This window comes from Kitasatospora sp. NPDC015121 (genome assembly GCF_055562955.1).
Genome location: NZ_JBVHEH010000062.1, coordinates 1 through 15916, shown reverse-complemented (window position 1 = coordinate 15916; position 15916 = coordinate 1). Strand labels below are relative to the sequence as shown.

13 protein-coding genes and 6 pseudogenes are annotated in these 15916 nt (G+C 61.7%); 12 read left to right on the top strand and 7 right to left on the bottom strand.

Annotated features, from left to right (window positions below; all coding sequences use genetic code 11):
* The first annotated feature begins 141 nt into the window (after positions 1-141).
* Positions 142-531, top strand: coding sequence for a hypothetical protein (locus ACZ3J7_RS39845; protein WP_003945960.1), 390 nt, complete (start codon positions 142-144; stop codon positions 529-531).
* A 414-nt stretch (positions 532-945) separates the two neighbouring features.
* Here ACZ3J7_RS39845 and ACZ3J7_RS39840 read toward each other — a convergent pair.
* Positions 946-1206: pseudogene (locus ACZ3J7_RS39840) on the bottom strand (integrase core domain-containing protein); the annotation flags it as partial.
* Entirely contained in the window at positions 1154-1732 is a 579-nt protein-coding gene (locus tag ACZ3J7_RS39835) for an AAA family ATPase (protein ID WP_003945961.1), read from the bottom strand. The pseudogene ACZ3J7_RS39840 and the gene ACZ3J7_RS39835, both read right to left, overlap by 53 nt.
* A gap of 124 nt (positions 1733-1856) precedes the next feature.
* Between ACZ3J7_RS39835 and ACZ3J7_RS39830 the strand changes: the two are divergent.
* Positions 1857-2165: pseudogene (locus ACZ3J7_RS39830) on the top strand (restriction endonuclease); the annotation flags it as partial.
* 70 nt (positions 2166-2235) lie between these two features.
* Complete coding sequence (locus ACZ3J7_RS39825) at positions 2236-3285, top strand: YihY/virulence factor BrkB family protein (RefSeq protein ID WP_232509049.1); 1050 nt, start codon at positions 2236-2238, stop codon at positions 3283-3285.
* Between the two features lie 277 nt (positions 3286-3562).
* On the opposite strand, the gene ACZ3J7_RS39820 is transcribed toward ACZ3J7_RS39825, so the two are convergent.
* The gene (locus tag ACZ3J7_RS39820) at positions 3563-5731 is read right to left on the bottom strand and encodes an Rv1355c family protein (RefSeq protein WP_085989964.1); all 2169 of its coding nucleotides are present in this window, start codon (positions 5729-5731) and stop codon (positions 3563-3565) included.
* A gap of 245 nt (positions 5732-5976) precedes the next feature.
* On the opposite strand from ACZ3J7_RS39820, the gene ACZ3J7_RS39815 reads away from it, so the two are divergent.
* Positions 5977-6759, top strand: coding sequence for a hypothetical protein (locus ACZ3J7_RS39815; RefSeq protein ID WP_073513797.1), 783 nt, complete (start codon positions 5977-5979; stop codon positions 6757-6759).
* Here the strand turns inward: ACZ3J7_RS39815 and ACZ3J7_RS39810 are convergent.
* The gene (locus ACZ3J7_RS39810; RefSeq protein ID WP_050794093.1) at positions 6736-7818 is read right to left on the bottom strand and encodes a GGDEF domain-containing protein; all 1083 of its coding nucleotides are present in this window, start codon (positions 7816-7818) and stop codon (positions 6736-6738) included. The genes ACZ3J7_RS39815 and ACZ3J7_RS39810 overlap by 24 nt on opposite strands.
* An 811-nt stretch (positions 7819-8629) precedes the next feature.
* Here ACZ3J7_RS39810 and ACZ3J7_RS39805 point away from each other — a divergent pair.
* The 4 genes and pseudogenes from ACZ3J7_RS39805 to ACZ3J7_RS39790 all read left to right on the top strand — a co-directional run bounded on the left by ACZ3J7_RS39805 (position 8630) and on the right by ACZ3J7_RS39790 (position 11572).
* On the top strand, positions 8630-9583 hold the full coding sequence (locus ACZ3J7_RS39805; protein WP_206030026.1) for a hypothetical protein: 954 nt from the start codon (positions 8630-8632) through the stop codon (positions 9581-9583).
* Between the two features lie 129 nt (positions 9584-9712).
* Positions 9713-10338, top strand: a pseudogene (locus tag ACZ3J7_RS39800) (SDR family NAD(P)-dependent oxidoreductase).
* A 25-nt stretch (positions 10339-10363) separates the two neighbouring features.
* Positions 10364-10516: an SDR family oxidoreductase gene (locus ACZ3J7_RS39795; RefSeq protein WP_003945965.1), complete on the top strand. Its 153-nt coding sequence runs from the start codon at positions 10364-10366 to the stop codon at positions 10514-10516.
* Positions 10517-10864: 348 nt separating this feature from the next.
* A complete protein-coding gene (locus tag ACZ3J7_RS39790; RefSeq protein WP_070161960.1) occupies positions 10865-11572 on the top strand; it encodes an IS6 family transposase in 708 nt (235 codons plus the stop codon).
* Positions 11573-11648: 76 nt separating this feature from the next.
* On the opposite strand, the pseudogene ACZ3J7_RS39785 reads toward ACZ3J7_RS39790, so the two are convergent.
* Positions 11649-12122: pseudogene (locus ACZ3J7_RS39785) on the bottom strand (cbb3-type cytochrome c oxidase subunit I); the annotation flags it as partial.
* A 9-nt stretch (positions 12123-12131) separates the two neighbouring features.
* Complete coding sequence (fdxA, locus tag ACZ3J7_RS39780; RefSeq protein WP_070159664.1) at positions 12132-12506, bottom strand: ferredoxin; 375 nt, start codon at positions 12504-12506, stop codon at positions 12132-12134.
* Between the two features lie 60 nt (positions 12507-12566).
* Between fdxA and ACZ3J7_RS39775 the strand changes: the two genes are divergently transcribed.
* The 3 genes from ACZ3J7_RS39775 (at position 12567) to ACZ3J7_RS39765 (ending at position 14520) form a co-directional block, all read left to right on the top strand.
* A complete protein-coding gene (locus ACZ3J7_RS39775) occupies positions 12567-13259 on the top strand; it encodes a helix-turn-helix transcriptional regulator (protein WP_073513830.1) in 693 nt (230 codons plus the stop codon).
* Positions 13260-13436: 177 nt separating this feature from the next.
* On the top strand, positions 13437-14144 hold the full coding sequence (locus tag ACZ3J7_RS39770; RefSeq protein WP_231783828.1) for a hypothetical protein: 708 nt from the start codon (positions 13437-13439) through the stop codon (positions 14142-14144).
* A gap of 43 nt (positions 14145-14187) precedes the next feature.
* Positions 14188-14520, top strand: a complete 333-nt coding sequence (locus tag ACZ3J7_RS39765) for a cupin domain-containing protein (protein ID WP_070159670.1) — start codon at positions 14188-14190, stop codon at positions 14518-14520.
* 343 nt (positions 14521-14863) lie between these two features.
* Here the strand turns inward: ACZ3J7_RS39765 and ACZ3J7_RS39760 are convergent.
* Positions 14864-15391 (bottom strand): annotated as a pseudogene (locus ACZ3J7_RS39760) (homocysteine S-methyltransferase family protein); the annotation flags it as partial.
* On the opposite strand from ACZ3J7_RS39760, the pseudogene ACZ3J7_RS39755 reads away from it, so the two are divergent.
* Positions 15381-15916 (top strand): annotated as a pseudogene (locus tag ACZ3J7_RS39755) (homocysteine S-methyltransferase family protein); the annotation flags it as partial. The pseudogenes ACZ3J7_RS39760 and ACZ3J7_RS39755 sit on opposite strands and share 11 nt — an antisense overlap.

Below are 15916 nucleotides of genomic sequence, written 5' to 3'. Positions count from 1 at the left end.
AGATCGTCGCCGTCTCGCAAGAGTAGGGGCTTAATCCGCATGCTTGAAGTATCTCAAATCGCACTGTCAAAGAATTTTAGGCGCGCGGCACTAGCAGCGAATCTCAAGTCGACGCTGCCCGGCAAACGAGAATGAGGACGAATGACCGTAGAAGCTCCGATGTGGAAATCTCAATCGACCATCACCATTCCGTGGAAGGGCAATGCCGAGGTAACCGTCACGGAATTGCTGTCAACGACGCTTGATGTCGCTCGTTCCGTCCTCATCGACGTCGCGAAAAGCGGTAAGAAGATCACGTACGGGGAGCTCGCAAAGCGTTCAGGAACCGGATATCCAGCGCAGTCGATGGGCAAAGTGTTGGACGTGCTCAGCCTGGACTGCAGCGACAGAGGTGAGCCGTCACTGGCACCCATCGTGGTGAGAGCAGCGACAATGAAGTCGCGGACGGATATGTCGGGTCTCCAGAAAACGATCGTGCCGCTCTATACCAGTGGTGGGTCACGCATTGACTTAGCCGGCAGGCAACCATGATCGACCCTCAGTGGCCGAAGCGATCAGAGTGACCAGTGGCGGCCGAGTATCACGTCCGGCGAGACTTATCGAGCGTAGGACGTCGACGACTGTCGACAAGCAGTCGTCGTACCGGGTCAGATCCGGCGCGATAGTGACGGCGGCAAGCTGCTCGAACCGTCCGAAGGCGACCTGCGATCTCGGGACATTTCGACTACCACGCTGATCGGTGCTTCTTTCACACAAACCGCCCGGTCTACAATGAGATCTTCACAATCTGGCGACTCCGTCAACACCGGGAGGTAATACCGACGCCGTATCTGGGCGGACTGATCATCGTCCTGTGGATCTTCTGCCTCATCGACGTCGCCACCGCCGATGAGCACGGTGTCCGGCACATCCCGGGGCTGCTGAAGGTTCCGTTGACTCGTTCGTTTAGGCCGCCAGCATGTTCGCTGGTGTCATGATCATCTCGTACTCGATGGGGGTGAGCTTGCCGAGGGCGCGTTGTCGGCGTCGTCGGTGGTAGGTGCGTTCGATCCACGTGACGATTGCGATCCGAAGTTCTTGCTGGGTACCCCACCGTCTCGTGTCGAGGACGTTGTTCTGCAGGAGCGAGAAAAACGATTCCATCGAGGCATTGTCACCACATGCTCCGACACGCCCCATCGATCCGACCAGGCCGTTGTTGGCCAGGACACGGACGATCGAGAAGCGCTCGAAGCGGAGATCGGCGCCAGCTCTTGACGTCGCTCTCGACGTCGCGGAGGGCATGCATGAACACAGTGATCAGACGATCACGCACATCGCCTGAGATGTGCTGGTCGTCAGCTCCCCCGTAGAGTCGCGCACGGTAGACGACGTCCTCATCAACCAGCGGATCTGGCTCCCACCGGTAGGTGAGCCTGGCGGTCAACGGTTTTCCGGTCACGAGAGCGTCGCCGAGGGTTGCGACGACGGAAGCTTCGTCCTCGAAATCTGTCACCTCCAAGGACACTTCAATTGACTCGCCGCTGCTGGTCGGATCTGCGTCTGCGGTTGCGAGGCCCTCCCAGAAGTCCTCTGGCCGCAATCGTCGCTGATCGCCGGAAATCGTGTTGTCGAGAACTAGGCGCATCGCGTGCAACAGGTTGCTCTTGCCCGACCGATTCTCGCCAACGATCACAGTGTGGCGGGTCAGTGGCACGTCGATGTTGACGAGATTGCGGAAGTTTTTGACCACGATTCGGCTCAGTCTCACAGAGATACCGTAGCGGCGACTTGGGCATGGCCGATATTTCCGGTTGACGCCGAGCCGACACGACTACCCAGTACCTGTGCCGCGCCCCGCACGGCGTCAGGGGAGGATGACCTGGCACGGTTCGGTATCGGAAAGGTTGGTCGGGTTCATGGGTTCAGTTCACGAGGTCATCGAGGCGTTCCGTAAAGCACCCTCGAATTCCGAACGGGGAACCAAGTTCGAGCAGTTGATGGTCCGGTACTTCGAGCTCGACCCGATGCTGTCGCAGCAGTACGAGAAGGTGTGGCGGTGGATCGACTGGCCCGGTCGTAGGGGAAAGCCCGACACCGGTATCGACCTCGTCGCCCGCGAACGCGACACCGGCGACTACACCGCGATCCAGTGCAAGTTCTACGAACCCACCCACACCCTCGCCAAAGGCGACATCGACTCCTTCTTCACCGCATCCGGAAAAACCCCGTTCTCCACCGCAGTCCCCCACCGAACTGACGAAGCGGTCATGGATTTACGTCCTGCGCGCGACCGCTCGTCAGTTCTCGCGCGATCAGTGCACCGACCTCGCGGCCGCGTTGACGTATTACTCTGTGCTGTCGCTGTTTCCGGCAGTCTTGGCAGTGGTATCACTCCTCGGCGTCTTCGGGCAGGGGCAGTCGACCGTCGACGCGGTTCTGCAGATCGTGAGCGATCTCGGTCCGTCTTCTGCCGTGGAAACCTTGAAGGAACCCGTCCAGCAGCACGTGGAGGCTCCTGCCGCGGGATTCGCCCTCATCGCCGGCATCGCGGGCGCGCTCTGGTCCGCTTCCGGCTATCTCGTGGCGTTTGGGCGAGCGTTGAACCGAATGTATGAGGTCGAAGAAGGCCGGCCGGTGTGGAAGCTTCGGCCGACGATGCTGCTCGTCACTGTGACGGCATTGGCATTGATCGGTTGTGCGGCAGTGATGTTGGCAGTCAGCGGTCCTGTCGCACGAGCGATCGGAGATGCGAGTGGGGCGGGTGATACCGCGTTGACGGTATGGAACATCGCTCGCTGGCCGGTGGTACTGGTGTTCGTCGTTCTCGCTGTTGCGATTTTGTACTACGCGCCTCCGAACATCCAGCAGCCCAAGTTTCGATGGATCAGCGGCGGTGCCGCCTTGGCCATCGTGGTGTGGATTCTCGCATCGGTAATCTTCGGTTTCTACGTCGCGAACTTCAGTAGTTACAACAAAACCTACGGCTCCCTCGCCGGTGCGATCGTGTTCCTGTTGTGGCTGTGGATCACCAACCTGGCCTTGCTGTTCGGCGCAGAGCTCGATTCCGAACTCGAACGTGGACGAGAATTGCGTCAGGCACACAACTTCGAGGGCCACGCCGAAGGATCGGATGGTGTCTGCACTGACGTCGATACCCCGAAACGCAAGGAAATGCCGATCGGCGGCCCAACGCACGCTATGGGAAATACCAAGCACATCGTCACGGCCGCGTCACTCGGTGCCGCTGCCGTTGCGGTGATCATCGCTGCCGGTAAGCGGCCTGAGCGGAGAGGCGGTCGATGAACGTGGTCTCGCAGGTCCGTGGTTCGCCGCTCTCACGGGCCAGGGCTTGCGCCACGGCACTGTAGCGAGCATGTTTCCCGTCCTTCTGACTTCGTCATCGACGGTTCAACCCTGACACGAGGCTTGCGGCCTCCTTCGAGATGATTGCAGCGTCCGCTTGCCCGGTATACGTGCGTTGCCCACCAGGCAGTCGCGTACGGCAAACTCGGGTTGCCCTCGCTCGACTGCCCTGGTTTCGGTGCGAATCAGAGGTCTGCCATTGAGTGTCATCCGAAAATTACGGTTCCCGCTGGGATCGGCGTCGGCTCGGCGGGGCAGAACTGCTCGTGCGGAAGATGCGCAGAATGAGCGCTACATGCTCACCCGGCTGATGTGCGGTGAGCGCGGTCAGCTCGTCCGACAGTGCTGCGAGTTCGCGGGCTCGGGTCGGCGCGAGGGCGCGCAGGTGGTCGGCGTCGGTGGCGTAGAGAGACACGGGTGTGAGGGGGTGTAAGGAGTAGCCGAGCGATTGGGCGCGTATCCAGAACTCTTCGGCGCGTGCTCCGCTGCGGATGTAGTCTGCGGCGGCGGTTCCCTGCTGAGTGATGACGGCGACGGCGTCGCTGGAGGCCAGGCGGGTGCGGGTCTGTGCTCGGAGCGCTTGCCCGGCATCCCAGTTGTTCAGTTGTTCCATCACGTCGGGGCGGCGGAGGAGTTCGAGGGCGGCGAGTTCTGAAGTAGGGATACCCAAGCTGGAAACCTCGATACCACTGGCGAGGTCGCGCGAATGTGGCCAGCGTAGCTCGGAGATCATCTCTCGATGCAGAGTGTCGGTGAGGAATCGGATGCGGTCGGTGGCACTGATGTTCTCGGCCAACCGTGTGATCGTCTCCCCGTCCTGGATCAGGTGGACTGCGACGGTCGGGGAGGACAGACGCGCCGCCAGGTGTGCGAGGTCCGTCGGATCGCACGGCGGCAGGCCGGGATCGGGCAGAGCGCGGTGTGTGCTGCGATGGAGCATCCCGGGTAGTTGGTCGGTGAGCGAGATGTCGGTGCCGGCAGTGAACTTGATCCGCGCGGAGGTCGCCTTACCGTCGCCGATGATGACGGTGTCGCCGAGGATATGTCGGTGTGCCGCGGCGACGCGAGCGTTGTGCAGTGCGGCACCGAGCGCGACGAAACTTCCGCGGTACTCGATATCCACACTCGACGAGCGGGTTTCGTCGAGACGCAGAGTCAGCGCAGTCTCGTCCGTGTGAATGATCCACGGTTGCGAGTTACCTCCCGACGGAGCGCGTGCGGCAGCGAAAGCGACGGCTTCGGTATCGGGGAGCGCGTCGTACTGTGCTCGCAGATCGATCGGACGCGAACCGTTTGTCGCCGGTGAGGCGATCGAGTCGGAGGGAATGTGTGGGTCGGTCAGTTGATCGAGGTGCTGACCGATATCGATGCGCACCCTCCCCGAGGGAAGAGCCTCACCGAGACCGAACCGGCGGATCGCGGCGACCACAGACGCCCCGCCCAGCAAAACGTCCCCGCCGAGTTGAGGCCAGGTGGCCACGGTGGTGCCCACTTCCAGGACCGAGGCGGCCATGCGGGCCGAAATCTCGGCCCCCTGCAGGATGCGTAAGCCGAAGGGAATTTTTTCTTGCACGCTCAGCCCGGATACGGTGGCAGCGTCGAGATCTCCGACCAGCCCGTGAAAGAGTGGCCTGGCGGGTTCGAGGTCGAATCGTTCGACGTCGAAGAGACCGCGGTCGCTGGTTTCCATGATGACCGGGATGCCCCGCTGCCTCGCCCGGTCGCGAACGAGGACCTTCACATCGAAGGAGTCGCACTCTTCGATCACCAGGTCCAGTCCGGCGAGGAAGTCGTCGATGCTCGCTTCGTCGACACCTTCGGTCCAGGCGTCGACGGGCAGGTACGGGTCCAGTTCGGCGATGCGTTGTCGAGCCAGAGTTGCCTTGTTGACGCCGAGATCGAGGACTGTGGCCGAAAGCCGGTTAAGGTTGGACAGGTCTAGGTCGTCGAAGTCCGCCAGACGGAGGTAGCCGACGACGCCTTCGAGAGCAAGAGCATGGGCGATGGCGCTGCCGACGCTGAGTCCGACGATCCCGATGCGCAGCCGTGAGAGTGCGCGTTGTTCCTCGCTGGTGATCTTGTTGCGGTTGCGATCGAGCCGCAGACGACGAAACCCGCTGGGGCCGAGCAGACGGACCAAGGTATGGCGCCACGGGTAGTAAATCCAGTGCGAGGGTTCGGCGATCTCGTCGGCGTCGGACTCTGGGCGGAGATCGAGCAGCGACTGTCGTTGCTCGGCCAGTGTGTCGAGAACCCTTGCTCCGGAGGTGCGCAGTGCGCTCACCCGCTGCATCTGCGCCGGGTCGGATTCGTCGAAAAGTTCCACCCGCCGCTCCGTTGTCTCGTTCATTGCCGAGGCTTGGTCTGTACCGGAGAAGTCCTGCATCACGATCCCTTCCGCTTCTCAGTTGCGCGGCGGGCCTTGATCACTCGTCCGTCCCCTCCATCCAAGCACTCCTTGCGCCAGGTGTTGCTCACCAGGGTGGGGTGACGACGCAGCGGCGGGTGTCGGGAGGCTCGAGCCGGCATGTCAGCGGACAATCAGCGAGCGCGGACCCGCCTGGGTGGTACGCGCGGTATTCCGGCTGCCAACGGCGCAGGTCCGGACTTCTTCAACAAAGGGGAAATGTGATGACAGTGATCACCGAATACACACGCGGCAGCGTCGAGGCGAGTCATGCTGCTGTCGAGGTGCCCGGCACCGACGGTGTCCGATTGGTCCTCTCGTATCCCGCGACGGACGACTATCTGTGGGACGAATACTTGTCCGGTGCGTGGGAGTCCTACAGGCGTCACGGAGCGCAAGCAGCCTTGGATGTGCCGGCAGTGCGAGACGGTGTTTCGACCTCACTGTTCTACGCTCTCGTCGACGGCGACGGGGTGGTCGTGGGCGGGGTACGCGCACAGGGACCATACGTCTGCGCTAGTCAGTCCCATGCGATGGTCGAATGGACGGGTAACCGCGCCCTGGACGCTGTTCGAGAGACAATCGCTGCCCGAATCCCCGAGGGGGTGGTGGAAATGAAATCGGCGTGGGTATCCCCCGGGTCGCGATACGCCGGGAAGTTGTCTGCTGCACTGGCGAGGGTGGCGTTGCCGACGATGGAGCGACTGCAGTCTCGTTTCGTGCTGGCCACTGCCGCTGACCACGTGCTGAGCAGGTGGGAATCCTCCGGAGGCAGGGTCGATGTACGGATACCGGCGGCCGCGTATCCCGATGCGCGTTATCGCACTCGCATGATGTGGTGGGATCGTCGATCGCTGCGTGCCGACGCTGATCCTGCGGTGTGGCCACTGATGTGGTCCGAGCACCGGACACTGTGCCCGATCACGACGAAAAACACAGTGCACGAGCAAACGACCCGTGTTCACAGCGCCGCCGTGATTTCGCTAGTGAACAGGGTCGGTCGCTGATGTCGTGATCTCGAACAATGCGGGCCTGCTGACATCACTGTGCTGCCCATGCACCATGTTCACCCTCAACGGCGGAAGGTGTTGGTACCGAACCGTATTTCGTCCCTCTGCTTTAGCGGCGTACATGAGGGCATCGGCACGATGGGTCAGAAGATCAGTCAACTCCCCCAACGACATGTCCGGGGAGCCAGCGTGATCGTCGAGGGTGCAGTAGATCGCCCCGATACTGACCGTCACGTCGCAGGACTCGGCGACCGACGCTCGGATCCGTTCGGCGAGAGTCATCACGTCGTCCACATCCGCGGCGGCGAAGAATGCGACGAATTCTTCGCCGCCGGACCTGGCGATCAGCACTCGCGCAGTCGCCGTCCGCGTGATGGCCGCAACGACACTGCGGAGGGTCTGATCCCCCGCGCTGTGCCCGAACAGATCATTGATCTGCTTGAAATGATCGACATCGATCATCAGGAAACCGACCTGCGCGGAACTGACCGTGGAGGTGCGGTGATACCGCTCGATACGATCGAGAAATCCTCGGCGATTAGGCAGATTCGTCAACGGATCGGTATGAGCCAACTCCCGGTACCGCGCTTGGGTCAACACCAGAGAGCGGCGCAAGGCACCGATCATGAACACCGGCAACCAAATGACCGTCGCCGACACAGTGCAGCTCACCAGAGCAGCAGCGAATCCGTGGGCCACGACAATCGCTACCGCACAGGCCAGTGCAATCGCGACGATCGTATGCCCGACGATGACCCGTCGACTCGACGCCATCGCCGCGATAGCAGGTATCGCCGAGAGCAGAGTGACGATGCCCCGGGCCGCCAGCGGATCGGTGACCAGATACGCGGATACAGCGATACCCACCATCCCGATCAAACCCACGACGGAAAACATTCGATCCGACAACCGACCTACGGCCAGCGTCAGAAGGAAGATCGCCAACGTACTCGCCCAGATACCGACGAGGTACGGGCCCGCTCCCGCGCGAAGGAGCGCCGGAGACAACAGCGCGATCACCGGCAGGGGAAGGGCTCCGCCCGTGCTCAAGAGCACAGCCAACGACCGCGCATCCGTCCGCGCCCGAAACCTGGCATATCTCGCATACAGCCCATGTGGCCTCACTCCGCCCACCATAGCGGAAAAACCGTAAAGTATATTCCTCACGGTTAAGGTAGACAATTTTCAGTTTTGTGACTAAGTGGGGCGAGGACGGGCGAAACAGCAGGCCGGCGCACATCGTTTCACCTCATATGTGCGTTACACGTCAAGTTTCCCCGTCCAGCACATGTCTCGTTATCTCGGCCACACCGCACGAGAATCACTCCCGATCGTTTCAGCGCAGGGAGTGTCCGATCCGTTCTTGTGGAGGCTCCTTCGTCGAAGCGCTCAATCTCGACGCCCCTGGATCGCATTCGCTGCAATCGCCCCGGCCCCACAACGTCGGCAATGACGCCCGGCAGAAGGGCAGGTTTTAGTTTTGCGTTCCTGGCGCTCATGCCTTGTACTGGTGAACGGAGCCCCTTATGCCCTCCCCTCGTTCGGCCGCCTACCAATCGACCCTTCACTCCTTCTCGCCGCCGGTTTCATCGCTTCATCCCGTACCGCCGTAGGACAGGAGGTTCCCGGAAACGCACTCGGGCGGTCGACGTAACCTCCGGCGCAGCAATCGTTTTCCGTGCAACACAGGTGATCCGGAATCGACGTTTCGTAAAGTTCTGACGAAAACCCGCCGTAGCGGCGGCTCGTTCACCGCTGCCCCATACTCAGCGAACCTATCGCGCCCACTCACCTCCTGGAGCATGCAAATGCTCCGGCGACCCACGCTGCGCCCGGCCGCACTTTGTGGCGGCCCGTCATCGAGGCGATGGTGTTCCCCATCTTCTTCGCTGTGATGTTCGCGCTCTGCTATGTCAGCGCGTTCCACAGCCCGACGCCGCATCATGTCGGGGTCGTGGTCGCTGGGCCGCAGTCCGCCACGTCGGCCTTGGTCGAACAGCTCGCGCCGAACGTCGGGGACAAGTTCGACCTCGCGACCACAACGGACACCGCAGCAGCACTGGAGCGACTGCAAGGCCGCGAGATCGCCGGCGTGATCGAACTGGGGACGCCGATGAACGTCCACATCGCCTCCGCCGAAGGGCCGATGCGGGTTCAGGCTGTCGAGGGATTGGCCCAGCCGCTGGCAGCTGCCCAGGGGCAGCAGGCGAATATCATCGATCATGCACCTCTCGCGGCTGACGACCCGACGGGTTCTGCACTGTTCTACCTGCTGGTGGTGTGCACAATCATCGGCTACTTGACAATTACCGTGCTCGCGCAGGTTGCTCCGGCGATGGAGCTGCGTGTCAAACTCGGTGTGCTCGCGGTGATGGCGGTCATCGGCGTGATGGTGTCGTACTTTGTCTCCGCCATCTTCGTCGGGTTCTACGAAGCATCCTTCGTCGAAAATCTCGGCCTGTTGGCTGTGATCTTCACGTACACGTTCACCGTCGGATTGGTCAGTATTCTCGCCAACCGCGTGTTCGGTAAGACGGCGATCATGATCGTGATGCTGTTGATGATCTTCCTCAACTTCCCGAGCGCAGGCGCAGCCTTCCCAGCGGACTTTCTCCCCGGATTCTGGTCCGGTCTCAGTCACTTCTGGATCGGCGCCGGAGCGATGGACGCAGCACGCTCGATCGTCTACTTCGGAAGCACGGGGATCGGCCACGGGCTGTTGATCCTGGGTGGATGGCTCCTGTTGACGGTGGTCCTTCTTGTACTCACCCATCTGCGTAAGCCCACGCCGACGACTTCGCCCGCACACGCTTCCCACTGACAGACTCCACGGCGCACCCGGCCCCGACACAGTGCCGCCCGTAATACTTTCGGGCGGCACTGTGAGGCTCGGGGCGGCACAGTGAGAACAAGCACCTTATTCTGTACGACTTCTGCGAGAGGAACTCTCATGAATCGCCTTGCTGGCAAGAAAATCGTCATCACCGGAGCCGCGAGCGGGATCGGGCGCGCCGCCGCCGAGCTCATGGTCACAGAGGGCGCAAGTGTCCTGATCGCTGACCTCGACGGGGACGCCGCCTCGAATACTGCTGCCGAAACCTCCCGCTCAGAGGTCGGGGATCGCGCCGTAGGTATCGCGGTCGACGTGATGGACGAAAATCAGTAGCCACCATGATCGACCGCGCTGCCACCGAATTCGGCGGTATCAATGTTCTGTGCAACCACGTCGGCGGAAGCAACCCGCGTAAGGATCTCGACCTGTTGCGCCTCGACCTCTACGAGTGGGACCGGACGATGGCGTTGAATGCCCGAAGCACGGTAGTCACCTCACAATTGGCGCTGCCACATACGCTCGTCGCCGGCGGCGGTTCGATCATCAACACCGCCTCGATCGGAGGTCTCGCTGGGGATACTCTCCAGTGCGCCTACGGCGCAGCGAAAGCGGCTGTCATTCGCCTGACCCAATACATTGCCACTCAGTACGGTAAGCAAGGAATCCGTTGCAACGCTGTTGCTCCGGGTGCGGTCATGACACCCGTCCTTCCGCGACAACGTCCCCGCAGAGGTCATCGATGAAATCCGGCAACACAACGCCCTCGATATGATCGGTGATCCCGAGGACATCGGCTGGGCGATGGTCTACCTCGCATCGGACGAGTCCCGATACATGAGCGGTCAAACGCTGGTACTCGACGGGGGTCTCACCGCGCAGAGTCCCATCGCCGCGAGCCGCCGCGTATTGCTCGATCGCTGACAACAACCCCTAGTTCTGGCCCACTTTCCGTGAGGGATTGCCGCTCACTCCTCATCGGCTCACCAATCCGCCGTCATCGATCAATCCGGAGACCGAGGCAACCCCTCTTCACGCTCTCGGAGAGGGCACAGGCACGGACTTGTCGAGGCTGGTCGACTGCGTCAAGCTCGATTACATTTGGGCACCAAAGTAACGGGGACCATGCGGCGCCGATGGCTCTGACAATGCTGCCCGGGTACCGGAGACGACGAGCTGCGTGAGTACATGCGTGTGAAGTCGCCGCAGCTTTCGTAGCCGTGTCTACGGCACTGTCACGTTGTTGAACGCGGGAAACTGGGAGAATGTGGCGTGAGCACCTCACTGTCGTACAAGGGCCACCGCTACCCGGTCGAGATCATCAACCACTGCGTGTGGTTGTACTTCCGGTTCCCGCTTAGCTTCCGTGAGGTGGAGGAGATGATGCTCGAACGCGGTGTCGTGGTGAGTTACGAGACGATCCGCCGGTGGTGCGCCAAGTTCGGGCAGGCCTACGCCAACCAGCTGCGCCGACGGCGGGCCCGGCCCGGTGACAAGTGGTACCTCGATGAGGTCTTCATCAAAATCAACGGCACACTGCATTACTTATGGCGGGCGGTCGACCAGGACGGCAACGTGCTCGACGTGCTGGTCCAGGCCCGCCGAAATGCGGTGGCGGCCAAACGGTTCTTCCGCAAGCTGCTCAAAAGGCTGGAGTATGTGCCGCGAGTGATCGTCACCGACAAGCTCGCCAGCTACCAGGTGGCGCACCGCGAGATGCTGGCCTCGGTCGAGCATCGCAGGTCGAAGTATTTGAACAATCGAGCCGAGAACTCGCATCAACCCACCAGGCAGCGAGAACGTGCGATGAAACGCTTCACATCAACCGGGCACGCGCAACGATTCCTGTCCGCCTTCTCGGGCATCTCACCGCATTTCCGGCCCAACCGGCACAGACTCTCTGCGCCCGAATGGCGGACCGAGATGGCCGACCGCTTCACGGTCTGGCAGGAAGTCACCGCCACCGATGCCGCCGCCTGAAAGTGAACGTCCCGGCGGCGTGCCGTAGCGTCCTGCCCCAAACCAGCCGCGCCGCTATACTTTTCGACTAACGTGACAGTGCCCTGGTCAGCGGGGTATATCCCGTCCATCCGAAGTCGGCGGCTCCTCCGGGGGTGAGGAATCCGGATACGGTGATGAGCGCACCGAAGAGGTACAGCCAGTAGCTGAGCGCGTTCAGTCGCGGGAACGCCACATCCGGTGCGCCGATCTGCAGGGGAAGTATGTAGTTCGCGAAGCCGAAGACGATCGGAGTGGCATAGAGCAGCAACATGATCGTGCCGTGCATGGTGAAGAGCTGGTTGTACTGCTCGTTCGAGAGAAACTGAAGACCGGGGACGGCAAGTTCGGTCCGGATCAGCAGGGCCATCAATCCGCCCAACATGAAGAAGGCGAACGAGGTGACCAGATACATCACGCCCAGCTGTTTGGGATCGGTCGTAGTGGCAGCGGAATAGAGGAACGTGCCCTTGAGCCCCCGCCGTTTCGGGTAAGGCCGCGAAGGAAGGAGCTCTGTCACAATGGGAGTCATTGCCGTTCCTCACTGCGCGGGAGATGGCGGTCCGATATCCGGACGATTCGAGTGCGAATACCCGCCTACCAGCTCCGTATCGACGCCTACGCGACCAAGCTTCGCGGATCCGCCCGGCGACCCCACTACCTCGGCCGCACCGGGCAGTCGCCGATGGAAGAAGCGGGCATTGTCATCGATGAAATCTTCCCAGCGGGCGGGGACGTCGGATTCGTACGAGATGGCCTCGACCGGGCAGACCGGTTCGCACGCACCGCAGTCGATGCATTCGTCCGGGTGGATGTAGAGCGACCGCGCTCCTTCGTAGATGCAGTCCACCGGGCATTCCTCGACGCACCCCCGGTCCAACACGTCGATACATGGTGCAGCGATCACGTACGTCATGAGCGTCCTCTCAGGACACCGCCTATTTTCGAGGAAATCTTTCCTCTAAAGTCTTACAGTATGGCGATACGAAAGGGAACCGGTTCTGCGCGCGCCGGCACCCATGCAGTACTTGCGTCCCGGCGGCGAGTCCAACTGCTGGACGCTTTACGAGCCGGCGCGGAATCGATGGCCGCCAGCGAACTGGCGGATCTGTGCAACCTGCATGTGACCACAGTTCGGTTCCACCTCAACGCGTTGATCGAAGTCGGCCTGATCGCGAAGGAGACCGAGCACAACGTCGCCCGAGGACGTCCACGCCAGCTCTACCGGGCACAGAATCCACTCGGATCAGGAGTCGGGATCACCTCCGGATACGAAAAGTTAGCCCACGTTTTAGCGGCGCACTTCGCGCGCCACTCCGGTGATCCGGAAAACCTCGCCGAGGCAGCAGGTCGACAGTGGGCGCTGGATGATCTCGGCGAAACCTCCGGAGCCGGCCGATCCGCAGAAGAGACGGCGCTCGTCCTCACCACCCTGTTCGCGGAGATGGGGTTCGATCCGGAACTCGAGCCCTCGAATGTCGAAACGCGTATCCGATTGCACGCCTGCCCGTTCGAAAGCGTCGCCCGACAAAACCCCGGCGTTGTCTGCTCCTTGCACCTCGGTCTGATACGCGGAGTTCTGACACGACTTGGCGCACGCCAGATCGAGAGCACACTCACCCCCTGGGACACCGCGCATACGTGCCTCGCGCAACTGGAGCAGCAATGACACATAGGACCGTACAAACGGCGCATATCAATGTTCCTGTCGCACAGTCACATTCCCCTCCCCCATGTTTTGTGGGACCGCTGATGTGCTCGCGCGATCGAACATATTCGTCGTTTCGGCGGACCGCATCGAGAAATGAACAGCCGGAAACTTCCTCACTACAACGGATTACACCCCATGAGCATCTATCGCATGATCTGGTGGATTACCGCGGTCATCCTGGCCGCTTCAGGGGGGATCGCCGCAGCCATCACCGTCCAAACCGACATTCTGGTATCGGCGGTGACTGCCGCAGTGCTGATCGGAGGGGGTTCACCCTGGCTGCGACCGATCACACGTCGTACTACCCCACCACCGCGAACTCTCCTTCCGATTGCGCTACGAGACGGCGCTACGTGGGCGGCAGGGGTGGTCACTGTCATCGGATTGATCACGCTCGCCGGCGCTGCTGCCTTACCGTTGATACTGCTGATGGCCATCACCTCGGCTCCGGTGCATCGCTACATTGGCGGCAGAGTCGAGTTCACACAGGCACTCCTGTGCTCGCCGAAAAGTCCCCTGATACGCACCAGCACCGTCGATGTGCCGCTTCTTCCGTTGCCGGACTGCAGCCAACTCTCGGACGAAGCCCTGTGCCGATGTTGGCGCATGAGCTTGCCCGCGCTGCAGAACGGTCCCTCGACATCGCCCTCGACGACGGACGCGCTGCACCTCGCGCGTACCCGCGCGACTTACCTCGACGAAATCGAACGTCGCGATCCAAGGGGTTCCTCACCACACGAGATCACCCACCCCCACCACATCAGCCCTGATTCAACGCCCCTTGAGATGCCCATGAACCAACTGAGAAACCTCCTCATGGCCGGACCAGTGGAGAACGATTGAAATGCCTGGCCAGCACCGCATAAACGCAAAGAAAGCGAACATCGTGGAAAAGATGTCATTGACAGCGCTAGCTCGCCAACTCGCCGACAAGGCGGAAAACTCGAAGAGCGGCCGTAGCGCTCGTACCGTGTACGGCGGCCATGAACACGTCCTGCGGCAAACCGTCATCGCGCTGGCAGAGGGCCAAAAACTCGACGAGCACGAGAACCCTGGGGAAGCGACCGTCTATGTCCTCACCGGCCGGGTACGCCTGTGCGCAGCCGAGAATGCTTGGGAGGGATCATCCGGCGATCTGTTGATCGTCCCGAATGCTCGACATTCTCTCGAAGCGCTGGAGGCCTCGTGCGTACTACTGACGGTCGCTAAAGCAATCTGAAGTATCGACCCGGTCTTCACGGCCACTGATCTGACCGTCATTTCTTACTCCGCTTCGTCATCGACCATGCTCCAGTCGCGAGCTGTGCCCCGCATCGTCCGCGGGCACGGTTCGCGGTCCTTCTACGTGTCGATGGCAATCGTCCTGTTAGGTAAATGCATTGAACCGTTTCGAGACCAAGGATCCGAACACCGTTGATTCCTCGGAGCCCGCTGTCGGCGGCTTGTCTGCCCCATTTAACTCTGCCCTGCTTGATGCGCTGAAACAGCGCGTTGTCATCGGCGACGGAGCGATGGGCACCATGTTGCAAGCCGCGGACCTCACCCTGGACGACTTCCTCGGCCTCGAGTGCCGTCAGCGCCGCACCGATCTCACTGCCCAGGAGCATCGTTCCGGTTGTCTCGACCGTCACGTGCGTGATGATCGGCAACCGCAGTCCGAGTTGCTCCATCGCACGCTGGCTGCCGAGGATTGCAGCTTTCACCTGAAGCAGGTCCTGGCAGGTTTCGACGAGGATGGCGTCGGCGCCACCGTCGATCATGCCGAGCGCAGCTTCGGTGTACGCGTCACGCAGGACTGCGTACGGTGCGTGTCCCAGGCTGGGGAGCTTGGTTCCCGGTCCCATCGAGCCGAGTACGAATCGGGCCATGCCGTCGCGGCCTGGTCCCATCTCGTCCGCTACTTCACGGGCGAGAGCAGTGCCTTTTTCCGCGAGTTCGCGGATCCGGTGAGAGATGTCGTAGTCGGCGAGGTTGGGCAGGTTGCAACCGAAGGTGTTGGTCTCGACGGCATCGGCACCAGCGGCGAAGTACGCACGGTGGATGTCTTTGAGCACGTCGGGACGGGTGTCGTTGAGGATCTCATTGCACCCCCTCGAGCCACTCGGTATCGACATGATCGGTCTGAACTGTGCCACCGGGCCGGCCGAGATGAGTGAACATCTCCGTCATCTGTCCAAGTACTCCACGCTGCCGGTGTCGGTCATGCCCAATGCCGGCCTGCCGCAGCTCGGTCCCAAGGGCGCCGAGTATCCGCTGACTGCCGACGAATTGGCCGAAGCCCTCAGTGGTTTCGTCTCCGAGTTCGGACTCGGCCTCGTCGGTGGCTGCTGCGGTACGACGCCCGAGCACATCAGCGCGGTCGCCGACGCGGTCCGTCAGGTCGAGAAGGCCCAGCGCACGCCGATCCACGAGCCGAGCACCTCTTCGCTGTACTCGGCGGTGCCGTTCGAGCAGGACGCCAGCATCCTGATGATCGGCGAACGCACGAACTCCAACGGCTCCAAGGCTTTCCGCGAGGCGATGCTCTCCGCGGACTACCAGAAGTGCCTGGACATCGCCAAGGACCAGACCCGCGACGGCGCACACATGCTCGACCTCAACGTCGACTACGTGGG

Excerpts from the sequence above, each read along its gene's own strand:
- ACZ3J7_RS39845 (WP_003945960.1), top strand. The coding sequence starts at position 142 with ATGACCGTAGAAGCTCCGATGTGGAAATCTCAATCGACCATCACCATT.
- ACZ3J7_RS39820 (WP_085989964.1), bottom strand. The coding sequence starts at position 5,731 with ATGCAGGACTTCTCCGGTACAGACCAAGCCTCGGCAATGAACGAGACA.
- ACZ3J7_RS39815 (WP_073513797.1), top strand. The coding sequence starts at position 5,977 with ATGACAGTGATCACCGAATACACACGCGGCAGCGTCGAGGCGAGTCAT.
- ACZ3J7_RS39805 (WP_206030026.1), top strand. The coding sequence starts at position 8,630 with ATGGTGTTCCCCATCTTCTTCGCTGTGATGTTCGCGCTCTGCTATGTC.
- ACZ3J7_RS39795 (WP_003945965.1), top strand. The coding sequence starts at position 10,364 with ATGATCGGTGATCCCGAGGACATCGGCTGGGCGATGGTCTACCTCGCA.
- fdxA (WP_070159664.1), bottom strand. The coding sequence starts at position 12,506 with ATGACGTACGTGATCGCTGCACCATGTATCGACGTGTTGGACCGGGGG.
- ACZ3J7_RS39775 (WP_073513830.1), top strand. The coding sequence starts at position 12,567 with ATGGCGATACGAAAGGGAACCGGTTCTGCGCGCGCCGGCACCCATGCA.
- ACZ3J7_RS39770 (WP_231783828.1), top strand. The coding sequence starts at position 13,437 with ATGAGCATCTATCGCATGATCTGGTGGATTACCGCGGTCATCCTGGCC.